A 10,788-nucleotide genomic window follows, 5' to 3' on the forward strand; every position below is an offset into this window, starting at 1 on the left:
AGCCTGAACGGGTCAAACCATTTGCCATAACAACCAGCGTGGCGAGGTTTACCAGTGTGTTCCATGCGCTGTTATAGCGGGTAATATCTTTCCACGGTACAACGTGTAGCGCCAGCATCAGGGAAACCGCCAGCAGACCCACCGCGGTGGCATCAATCAGTTTACCCCCGAAGACCCACAGACCCAGGCTGAGCAGAACCAGACCGATCAGGGTCAGCTCTTTACGCGTCAGTTTACCCATGGTTTTCAGTTCTTCACCGGCCCATGCGGCAACTTCAGCACTGTGAGTGACTTCTGGTTTGTACAGAACATAGGACAGCCACGGCGCAACGATCAGCAAAATAATACCGACCGGCAGGAAGCTGAGGAACCATTGCAGCCAACTGATTTGAATGCCAGCAATTTTGTTGACGAATTCCAGACCCAGTACGTTCGGCGCCGCGCCGGTCACGAACATAGAGGAGCTCAGGCTGGTACTGATGACCATCATCCACATCAGATATCCGCCAATACGGCGCGCGGAAGGATCGTTCGGGAATGATTTAAACAGCGGCGGCAGGTTTTTGATAACCGGGAATACGGTACCGCCGGTACGCGCGGTGTTGGACGGTGTAAACGGCGCCAGCAGGATGTCGATAATAACAATCGCATAGCCCAGCGTCAGGGTACGTTTACCCATGAATTTCACCATGAACAGCGCGATACGACGACCCAGGCCGGTAACTTCATAACCCAGTGCGAAAATAAACGCGCCAAACACCAGCCACACGGTGGTGCTGGAGAAGCCCGCCAGACCCCATTTCAGCGCTTGCTTACCCGCTTTGAATGCCGGGTCGGCCAGCTCGGATGCGTCAAACAGCAGATAGTTACTGCCGATAACGCAGATCGTCACGGCGATAAAGCTGATTGCCGTTGCCGGAATTGGCTCCAGAATCATCCCGACAATCATGGCCACGAACACGGCAAAATAGTGCCATGCCTGTGGGGGCATGCCATCAGGGACGGGGATAAGAAACATGACGCCCATGACTACCAATGGGGCCAGTAACTTCCAAATTTTATCTTTTGCTAAAGACATGTGTGTGATTCTCCGGAAAGGATCTTTAATTGTGATAATGATGAACTTGTGAAATCTGAGCTAAGAACCATGTGACGATCAGCAGATCGGCGCAGCCTCCAGGACTGAGGTTGCGTTCAATGCACTGTTGGTCGAACTGGCGTAGGTATTCGAGATCGGCAGGGGTACGAATCCCGCCTTGTTGTAACAACGTGGAGGCCTGCTGCTGTAGCCAGAGCAAACCTTCTGCGCCACCACGGGAAGCCACGTTGGTGTCGCCGTTGATAGACATCAGCAGCAGTAACGTATCGAGTAACGCCAGTTCAGGATCGCGGCCCTCAGCCAGCAGTGCACGGTAGTGCGGCAGAGCATGCTGAATGACGAGGGGATATCCTGCTTCGGCTTCGCCGCGTGCGCCGGTTAATCCCAGTTGCTGATAAAGACGTTGGCCAGCCGTGAGTTGTTGGTTGTTCTGGCGCAGTTCGCGCTCGGTCAGGCCACGGCAAAATGTTGCTGCCGTAGAGCAAAGGGTTTCAGCGGTAACGCTCAGGCGGAGCTGGAGCAGGCGGCCAATGGCGGCGCACAGTAATCCCAGCGAGAAGATGCTGCCTTTATGGGTGTTCACTCCGGCAGTAGCGCGAAACATATCGGCTTCGCAGGCCATGCCCAGCGGACGTAGTCCTGGCAGGACATCTTCCGGCGGCTGCTGTGCGCTAAATGCGCCGTATTCGATAAAACGCGGCAGCCATGTCTGAATCGCTTCAGCACTGCGATAAAAATCTTCCAGCGCCATATCTTTATGCGCGCCGTTATTAATACGATCCACCAGACCCGGTTTAGGCGACAGGTTGACTTCCGTCAGCATGGCGCGCCACGCCAGCGTGGCGTAAGCGTCAGGCAGATCCAGAGGAAGAACTGCGTTATGAGTTGATGTTGCGGGAATCGGCATCATGCAGCAGTGCCTCCATCTGAGTGAGTAAGTCGGAAAGCGCGTGAGTTTTACCCCGCGCGCATTCGGCAGCGCTTTGCTCGCACAGCAGACAGCGGCGGGCAGGGAGCGCGAAATGACGCCGGGACAGAATTTCCCCTTCAGGGTTCAGGACGTCGATGTCCCATAACCGTCCCAGCGGATGTGAATGCTCAAGTCCGATAGTGGCGAGCTTGAGGTCCTGGGCCGGAGCCTCAATGGCCAGCAGGCCTTCCGGTCCGCTGGCAGAGACCAGCGCAGTTTGCTCCCTGACAATCCAGGCGGATTTTTCCGCCAGCGCGAGCAGGGCGGTGACGCCGTGATTAAAGATGCGACGGGTTAATTCGCTGTCTTTAATCGGACCTGGCGCGACTACGGTAAACGAGACCAGTGGCGCGTGATGACGCGTGAGCCAGGTATGCTGCCTTGCTTGTCTCTCATCTCGGCTGGCGAGCAGCTCAGGGATGGAAACCGCGTGGCAGGTGGCGTGTTCAGGGAGCAGGTGCATGGCTTATTCCTTCACCTGATGCACAACGTCAATTACCGAACCATCGCGGTAGCGCACAACGGCAATTACTCGATCGGTAAATTCGATGGCGCGCGGTTGACCGGTTAGCTGCTGTGCACGTTCGCGCAGCCATTCAATCGACACCACTTTCATGCCAGCTTCTTGCAGGCGTTCCGCCAGTTCAGGGCGAGCAGGGTTGACGGCGATACCGTGGTCGGTAACCAGAATGTCAACGCTGGAACCTGGGGTTACGCAGGTCAGCACGTTATCTACCAATGTTGGGATGCGTCCACGAACCAGCGGTGCGACGATGATAGAAAGCGCTGCGGCCACAGCCGTATCGCAGTGACCACCGGAAGCGCCACGCAGTACGCCGTCGGAGCCGGTCAGTACGTTAACGTTGAAGCTGGTGTCTACTTCTAATGCGCTCAGTACCACAACGTCCAGGCGGTCAACGGATGCGCCTTTCGAGCCCCAGTTAGCGTACTGGTTAGCGCTAATCTCAATGTGATTTGGATTGCGGGCCAGGGATTTCGCGGCGGTACTGTCGAAGCTTTGTACATCCAGCAGTTTGCGGATTAAGCCTTTTTCATGCAGATCAACGATGGTGGCGGTGATGCCGCCCAGCGCGAAATCGGCATGGATGTCACGGCTGCGCATTTTGTCTTCCAGGAAACGGGTAACGGCCAGAGACGCGCCGCCGGTTCCTGTCTGTAATGAGAAGCCTTCATTGAAGTAACCGGAGTTAGCAATGACGTCTGCCGCGCTGCGGGCGATCAACAATTCACGCGGATTGGTGGTCATACGGGTCGCGTCAGCACCAATTTTGTCCGCATCGCCGACCTGGTCGATCTGCACGATCAGATCCACTTGATCCTGGGTAATGCTGGCCGGGTTGTGCGGATAGCTCAGCAGTTGTTCTGTCAGCAGAACAACCTGCCTGGCGTTCTCGGCATCGACGCGGGCATAGCCCAATGAGCCGCAGCACGCTTTGCCGGTATAACCGTTAGCATTACCAAACTGGTCGCACGCCGGTACGCCGAGGAATGCGACATCAATGTTGAGTTCACCACTTTGCACCAGGTGTACACGACCACCGTGGGAGTGGATTTGCACCGGCTCAGCCAGCAGACCACGAGAGATCTCTTCTGCCAGCGGGCCACGCAGCCCGGAGGTATAAATTCGGCTGACCACGCCCTGACGGATGTGCTCAACCAGCGGCGCGTGGCAGTCGCTCAGGGAGCTTGAGGCCAGCGTCAGATTTTTAAAGCCCATGTTGGCGATGGCGTCCATCACCAGGTTAATCGTCAGATCGCCACCGCGAAATGCGTGGTGGAAAGAGATGGTCATACCATCCTGTAAACCTGAACGACGAATGGCGTCTTCCAGATTAGCGCACAGCTTTTTGTCGCGCGGTTTTTGCGCCTGCAATTCTACTTTTGCGGTGCTCTGATAAGCGGAAAGCTCGCTTTCTGCATGACGGCTCCAGGTCGCCACGCGATCCTGGCGTTGAGACTGTTCGATTTTCTGCGTCATTTTTTTGCCTTATTCTTCGCGAATGCCGGAAAGTTCTGCACGGGAGATAACCAGAAGGGCGCGCTCGATAACCGGGCTGTCGACCATCTTGCCGTTCAGGGAAACCACGCCACGACCTTCGCGGGCGGCAGCTTCAGCGGCTTCCACCACCAGACGGGCATGAGCCAGCTCTTTGCGCGTCGGGGCATAGAGGTTATGCAGAAGTTCAATCTGGCGAGGGTTGATCAGCGACTTGCCGTCAAAACCCAGTTGCTTGATGTGTGAGGCTTCGTGCAGGAAACCTGCTTCGTTGTTGGCATCGGAATAGACGGTATCGAATGCCTGAATACCGGCAGAGCGTGCAGCCTGCAAAATAGAGCAGCGGGCAAACAGCAGTTCAGTGCCTTCCGGGGAACGTTCAGTGCGCAGGTTACGCACATAATCTTCAGCACCCAGTGCAATACCAATCAGACGCTCGGAAGCGTGGGCGATTTCCACCGCGCGGGTAATGCCTAACGGCGATTCGATAGCGGCTAACAGACCGGTGCTGCCGGGTTCGCGACCACAGGCGTTTTCGATGCGCAGGATTTCGCTTTCGATGTCGATGACATCCTGTGCGGTATCGGTTTTCGGTAAACGCACGATGTCGGCGCCGCCGCGCACAACGGCTTCGAGGTCGTTGATGCCCCATTCGGAGTCGAGGGCGTTTACGCGCACGATGGTTTCTACGTCGTGATACAGCGGATGTTGCAGCGCGTGGTACACCATGCGGCGGGCGGTATCTTTTTCACGCAGCGCGACGGAGTCTTCCAGGTCGAACATCAGCGCATCAGCCGGGTAGATAAACGAGTTGCTGACCATGGCGGCATTGGCGCCCGGTACGAACAACATGCTACGGCGGGTACGGGTTTTACGTTGTTGTAAAGATTCGGCAATCACTGGCAATCCTCCCATGGCAGTGCCGGAATACCGCCAGCGCGGGCCAGTAGTGCTTCCAGTCGCGCACGTAAAATGCAGTCCAGTGCGCCTTTATCATCAACATTTAATTGCACGCCGCGTACGTTGTAGCGGGACAGTACGTCCAGAATGGTGGCCCGAATGGCATCACCGAACTGCTTTTCGACGCTACTGTTAACCTGCAGGTCAATATCCTGCGAATCGAGTGGAGCGATGCGAATCATCACATCACCGGACTCGAGTGTGCCTGCGACGGCTGCCTGGTTTATTTTCATTTTTCACCTGTTGCTAATGCGGGGGTATTTTGGCGGACTGCCGCACCCGATGAGGCTCGTTCAACCATGCTTTGCAGATAGCGCAGCGTGGCGTCAGGAACCAGGGATGCGATAGCCGTGAGATCTTTTTTAACCAGCAGCTTGCGCACCCAGGAGGCGGAAATCGGCATCTCCTGGAAGCACAGCCGCTCAATTTCCACCAGTTCAATCGGTGGGGCGGGAAGCGTTGGGGTCTCCAGCCAGTAACGCATATCGTTGTTGTACTGGGAGGTGACGGTGCAATACGGCTCGGTACCCACGAAACGGTGCGTAACGCCGAGAGCCGGGGCCAGGTACTGGCGGAAGATTTTCAGGTCTATTTCGGTGTAGCAGTGGTTAATAACGCTCTGCTCTTTGATGAAGTAGCACGGGAACGTAGCGCGGGAAATGATGTATTCCGAACCGCGATGCACGGTTAAACGCGGAATGTCTTTTGTCCCTTTAAGTACCAGATCCAGTCGGTCTTCATACGGAAAACGCGAGGTATCTTCTTTCACCAAAAACAGATGCAGCCAGTCACATTGCGCGGCCGCCTGTTGGATCAGAAAACGATGACCGTTGGTGAAGGGGTTGGCGTTCATGACGATACAGCCAATTTTTTTCCCTTCATGACGCTGTTTTGCCAGCGATTCGGCGTAGCGTTTCAGCCGCGTGGTGCTGTTTTCCATCAACACCATAATGCCGGGCACGCTGGTGAGTGTGGAAAAGCCGCACTGTTTAAACAGCGATTCGTACTCGGTTTTGGTATAGATGAAGAGGTGCGTACAGTGGCGCTCATAGGCGAGGTTGATGAGTTCTGTCGCCAGCGTCAGCGCCAGGCCTTCACCGCGCACGGACTCACAAATCGCGACGCACTTAATGATATTTCCGGCGATACCGCCACAGGCAATCAGGCGATCGTCACGGGTGACGGTGATAAATACTTCGACGGTGGTATCAACGCTCAGATCGTTCTCTTTCAGAAATTGCGCGATAGCCGCCATCTTTTTATTTTCTGAGCGTTTAACTTGCGTGAATATATTATTACCGAACATAGTAAATAGAGCCCCGATGCTATATTTGTTACTGGGTTTCTGTTTTTGTTGCTCTGATTAGCAACCTGATAACGTTTTGTTTGCAATTGAAGGGAATGGTTTTTTATTACGGAGTATTTCTTTTTTTCCCTGCTGCATACATCGTAAGGAGTATTTTGGAGGTAATTTTTGATTTATTTCACAATAAGTTAGAAGGTTTTAATGTGTTTTATGGTTTTAAGTTTTTTAATTAATTTAACCCGGAAATAGCGCGTGGTTTTAATTTGTTTAATTGATTTAAGGTGGGGAATCTGCAACGATCCTGTTTTATATCGTCACTTTTAAATAAAACATTTTTATTACAACTACAATAGAAAATAAGTTTCGGTAACGTCGGTGAGGAAAATTTATGGCAGAACAGAAAAATAAAACACGGTTTCCTTTTTTTCGCAGTCTGGCGTTTCCGTTACGCATTTTTCTGCTCATTCTGGTCGTTTCTGTTCTTATTATCGCAGCGTTAGCACAATACTTTACCGCCAGTTTTGAAGATTATCTGACGACACATGTCCGCGATATGGCAATGAACCAGGCCAAAATCATCGCCTCTAATGACAGCATCATCACGGCGGTGAAGCATCGTGATTACAAGCGTCTGGCGACTATTGCCGACAAACTACAGAGCGGGACTGATTTCGATTATGTGGTGATTGGAGATACCCACTCTATTCGTCTTTATCATCCGAACCCGGAAAAAATTGGTTACCCGATGCAGTTCACCAAGCCTGGCGCGCTGGAAAAAGGTGAGAGCTACTTTATTACCGGCAAAGGATCTATTGGGATGGCAATGCGCGCCAAAACCCCTATCTTTGATGACGATGGCAAAATCATTGGCGTGGTCTCAATTGGCTATCTGATCAGTAAAATTGATAGCTGGCGATCGGATTTCTTACTGCCAATGGCTGGGGTATTTATCCTGCTGTTGTTGGTACTTATGCTGCTCTCCTGGTTTTTTGCTGCCCATATTCGTCGGCAGATGTTGGGGATGGAGCCTAAACAAATCGCGCGGGTGGTGCGTCAGCAGGAAGCGCTGTTCAGCTCGGTGTATGAAGGGTTGATTGCCGTGGATCCTGACGGATATATCACTGCGATAAACCGCAGTGCGAGGAAAATGCTGGGGCTGTCATCGCCGGGCAGAAAGTGGCTGGGCAAACCGGTAAATGAAGTCGTTCAGCCAGCGGACTTTTTCACCCAACAGATTGCGGAACAACGCCAGGATGCGATGGTTAATTTTAATGGGTTGAGCGTTATCGCCAACCGTGAGGCGATTCGCTCCGGTGACGAACTGCTCGGCGCCATTATCAGTTTTCGTAGTAAAGATGAAATTGCTACCCTTAATGCGCAATTAACGCAAATCAAACAGTATGTTGAGAGCCTGAGAACGCTGCGTCATGAGCACCTGAACTGGATGTCGACTATCAATGGCCTGCTGCAAATGAAAGAGTATGACCGGGTGCTGGCTATGGTTCAGGGCGAGTCACAGGCGCAGCAACAACTGATTGACAGCCTGCGCGGCGCCTTTGCCGATCGTCAGGTGGCGGGTCTGTTATTTGGCAAGGTGCAACGTGCGCGGGAACTGGGTCTTACGATGACCATTGTTCCTGGCAGCCAACTGCGCCAACTGCCTGAAGGGCTGGATAGCACAGAGTTTGCAGCAATTGTTGGCAATCTGCTTGATAATGCATTTGAAGCGAGTTTACGCACCCAGCAAGGCAACAAAGTCGTCGAACTCTATTTGAGCGACGAAGGGGATGATGTGGTCATCGAAGTTGCCGATCAGGGATGCGGTGTGCCGGAAGCATTGCGTGAAAAAATATTTGAACAGGGTGTAAGCACCCGTACCGATGAACCAGGCGAACATGGCATCGGTTTGTATCTGATTGCAAGTTATGTGAGGCGCTGTAACGGGGTGATTACGCTCGAAGATAACTCCCCTTGCGGCACCTTATTTTCTTTATTTCTTCCGAAAGTGAAAAAAAATAATGACGGAACCATTAACGCTACTGATCGTTGAGGATGAAACGCTACTGGCGGAAATGCATGCTGAATATATCCGCCATATACCCGGCTTCAGCCAGATATGGCTGGCGGGTAATCTTGCGCAGGCAAGAATGATGATTGAGCGTTTTAAGCCCGGTTTGATTCTTCTTGATAACTACTTGCCGGACGGTAAGGGTATTACTTTGTTGCATGAGCTGACCCAGGCGCGTTATCCGGGCGGTGTGGTCTTTACCACGGCGGCCAGCGATATGGAAACGGTCTCCGAGGCCGTGCGCAGCGGCGCGTTTGATTATCTGGTCAAACCTATCGCTTACGAGCGTTTGGGGCAGACGCTGACGCGGTATCAACAGCGCAGACGTATGCTGGCAGGCAATGACAGCGCCAGTCAAAAGCAGATTGATGAAATGTTTAACGCCTATGCGCGCGGCGAGCCGAAAGGCGATTTGCCGACCGGGATTGATGCGTTAACGCTGAATGCGGTGCTGAAGCTATTTGCCGATCCGACGGTACATCATACTGCGGAAACGATCGCCCAGGCGCTCACCATCAGTCGTACGACCTCCAGACGTTATCTGGAGTACTGTGCCAGCCGCCATTTGATTATCGCGGAGATTATTCACGGGAAGGTGGGTAGACCGCAGCGTATTTATCACGGCGGCTAATACACGTCATCCTTTAAGCTGCCTCTTTGTTGGCTGCGTGCAGAAACCCCAGTCACATAGTTATCTATGCTCCTGGGGATTTCTTTACTTGCCGCCGCGATGCAGCATAAATGATTTTGTGTATTAAGGTCAGGTATTGACAGGTATCGTTAACCGCCAATCAGGGCAGACGTTGCCGGTACCATCACTTCGGTGGCGATAATCACCACCAGCAGTCCGACCAGCACCGGAACCGAGGTACGTTTCACAACTTCGAACGGAGAAATCTTCGCCATCCCAGCCACCGCCACAACGACGCCGGAGACTGGGGAAATGGTACGCCCGAGGTTGGAGGCCTGAAGCATCGGGATAGCGAGGTAAGCCGGGTTAATGCCGGAAGAGTGTGCCAGTTTCGGGATCATCTCAACGAAAGCATAGAACGGCGCGTTACCGGAACCCGTGGTCATTGCCGCCAGCATGGTCAGGATCACCAGTACCAGCATCAGAATAATACTCGCTGAGCCAAACGAGGTGGCGATAGAAATCAGGCTTTGAATAAAGCCGATGGTACTCAAGCCCTGGGCAAAAACACCCGCAGCGACGAGCAGCATCACTACGTTAGCAAAGGCGTCCGCCATGCCCCGGTAAGCGACTTCCAGACCTGAAAACACCTTCTGAGTATTGAATCCGCGAACAAATTCCAGAACGGCGGCGATGAGCATGCATAGTACCAGGATAGTAATAATGTGCAGCTGCGGACCCCATTTACCATCAAAAATCAGAACGCCTACGATCGGTGTAAACGGCAGGATGGCGTAAAACGACGGCGCGGTAGTGGTGATTTCTGCTACGTCTAACATTTCGTGAGAAATGTTCTCTTTTTTATCCAGATAGCGCTGCCAGAAAAAGTGTGCGATCGCCATAGCAATGATGGCGGCAATGGAAATTGGCAGCGTGGTTTTAAACGCGAAATCAATCAACGGCATTTCTGCGGCTTTTGCCGCCAGCACCACATCACCGGATGTCGGTGAAAGAATGATTGCGGCAGGGGAAGCGCATATGGCCGCCGCGGCGCCACGGCTGATTCCAACGTTTACCATGACCGGGAAAAGCGTTGCCATCAGCAATACGCCCAGGCCGGTAGCTGACGAGACTGCCAGCGACATCAGACAGGCGACAAAATAGGCGGCAATCATCAACAGATAAGGTGAGTTGATATATTGCAGCGGTTTGGAGGCCAGCTTAACGACCATATCGTTCGCGCCAATATGCGTCATGTAGGCGGCAAAACCACACAGCATCATAATCATCATGCCGAGATCGCCACCGCGGCTCATCAGCAAAATTTTAATGTATTCAACAATGTCTGTAGCAGTATAGCCCGTCGTTGCTGCGCTGGAAGGCAGAACTTTATGTCCCATCACTGCACTGATAATCAGCAAAACCAGACCGCCAACAAACAGTACGCCGGTGGCGGAATAACCTTTGATGATGTAGCGCGCCACACCCACAATAACCACAACCCCAATAAGGAGTTCAATAAATGTCAACATTGTTTCCCCTGTCGCATTGCTGCCCGGAAAGTAAAAAAACTAAAAAAAGTAAAAAGTGGTGACAGAATGTGCCTAATAAACCGATAACTATTGCTGATTGAAATCAATAAAAATACGGATTCAACCGATGGCCTGACTGTTTTTTCAACATCGTGGTTTAAAAAAGAATATCCCCGGCAAAAACTGTGAAACAGCATTGCTGCTG

Annotated in this window: 11 protein-coding genes; 2 read left to right on the forward strand and 9 right to left on the reverse strand. The window is 52.7% G+C overall.

Translation table 11 applies throughout. The features are described from left to right. The 7 genes from KQJ18_RS17805 to citC all read right to left on the reverse strand — a co-directional run. A partial coding sequence (locus KQJ18_RS17805) for an anion permease (RefSeq protein WP_216422412.1) occupies positions 1 to 1,078 on the reverse strand: 1,078 nt, incomplete at its 3' end. Positions 1,079 to 1,103: 25 nt separating this feature from the next. Then, on the reverse strand, positions 1,104 to 2,009 hold the full coding sequence (citG, locus tag KQJ18_RS17810; RefSeq protein WP_216422414.1) for a triphosphoribosyl-dephospho-CoA synthase CitG: 906 nt from the start codon (positions 2,007 to 2,009) through the stop codon (positions 1,104 to 1,106). Further along, positions 1,978 to 2,532, reverse strand: coding sequence for a citrate lyase holo-[acyl-carrier protein] synthase (gene citX / locus KQJ18_RS17815; RefSeq protein ID WP_216422416.1), 555 nt, complete (start codon positions 2,530 to 2,532; stop codon positions 1,978 to 1,980). The genes citG and citX overlap by 32 nt, the downstream gene beginning before the upstream one ends. Positions 2,533 to 2,535: 3 nt before the next feature. Then, the gene (citF, locus tag KQJ18_RS17820) at positions 2,536 to 4,068 is read right to left on the reverse strand and encodes a citrate lyase subunit alpha (protein ID WP_085047525.1); all 1,533 of its coding nucleotides are present in this window, start codon (positions 4,066 to 4,068) and stop codon (positions 2,536 to 2,538) included. A gap of 9 nt (positions 4,069 to 4,077) precedes the next feature. After that, positions 4,078 to 4,986, reverse strand: a complete 909-nt coding sequence (locus tag KQJ18_RS17825) for an aldolase/citrate lyase family protein (protein ID WP_069323153.1) — start codon at positions 4,984 to 4,986, stop codon at positions 4,078 to 4,080. Then, the gene (gene citD, locus KQJ18_RS17830) at positions 4,983 to 5,279 is read right to left on the reverse strand and encodes a citrate lyase acyl carrier protein (protein WP_003831276.1); all 297 of its coding nucleotides are present in this window, start codon (positions 5,277 to 5,279) and stop codon (positions 4,983 to 4,985) included. The genes KQJ18_RS17825 and citD overlap by 4 nt, the downstream gene beginning before the upstream one ends. After that, entirely contained in the window at positions 5,276 to 6,352 is a 1,077-nt protein-coding gene (gene citC, locus KQJ18_RS17835) for a [citrate (pro-3S)-lyase] ligase (RefSeq protein WP_038638718.1), read from the reverse strand. Before citC ends, citD begins: the two co-directional genes overlap by 4 nt. A 388-nt stretch (positions 6,353 to 6,740) precedes the next feature. Here citC and dpiB point away from each other — a divergent pair, with 388 nt between their 5' ends. Continuing rightward, positions 6,741 to 8,402, forward strand: coding sequence for a sensor histidine kinase DpiB (dpiB, locus tag KQJ18_RS17840; protein ID WP_038638721.1), 1,662 nt, complete (start codon positions 6,741 to 6,743; stop codon positions 8,400 to 8,402). Beyond that, complete coding sequence (dpiA, locus tag KQJ18_RS17845; protein WP_003831279.1) at positions 8,371 to 9,051, forward strand: two-component response regulator DpiA; 681 nt, start codon at positions 8,371 to 8,373, stop codon at positions 9,049 to 9,051. The genes dpiB and dpiA overlap by 32 nt, the downstream gene beginning before the upstream one ends. Before the next feature lie 149 nt (positions 9,052 to 9,200). Here the strand turns inward: dpiA and dcuC are convergent, their stop codons facing one another. After that, the gene (dcuC, locus tag KQJ18_RS17850) at positions 9,201 to 10,583 is read right to left on the reverse strand and encodes an anaerobic C4-dicarboxylate transporter DcuC (RefSeq protein ID WP_038638723.1); all 1,383 of its coding nucleotides are present in this window, start codon (positions 10,581 to 10,583) and stop codon (positions 9,201 to 9,203) included. Next, positions 10,577 to 10,788 (reverse strand): hypothetical protein (locus KQJ18_RS17855; protein ID WP_216422417.1); only part of this gene is annotated, 212 nt, incomplete at its 5' end. The genes KQJ18_RS17855 and dcuC, both read right to left, overlap by 7 nt.

It is taken from the genome of Citrobacter sp. S55_ASV_140 (assembly GCF_018919505.1).
GTDB classification, from domain to species: domain Bacteria; phylum Pseudomonadota; class Gammaproteobacteria; order Enterobacterales; family Enterobacteriaceae; genus Citrobacter; species Citrobacter werkmanii.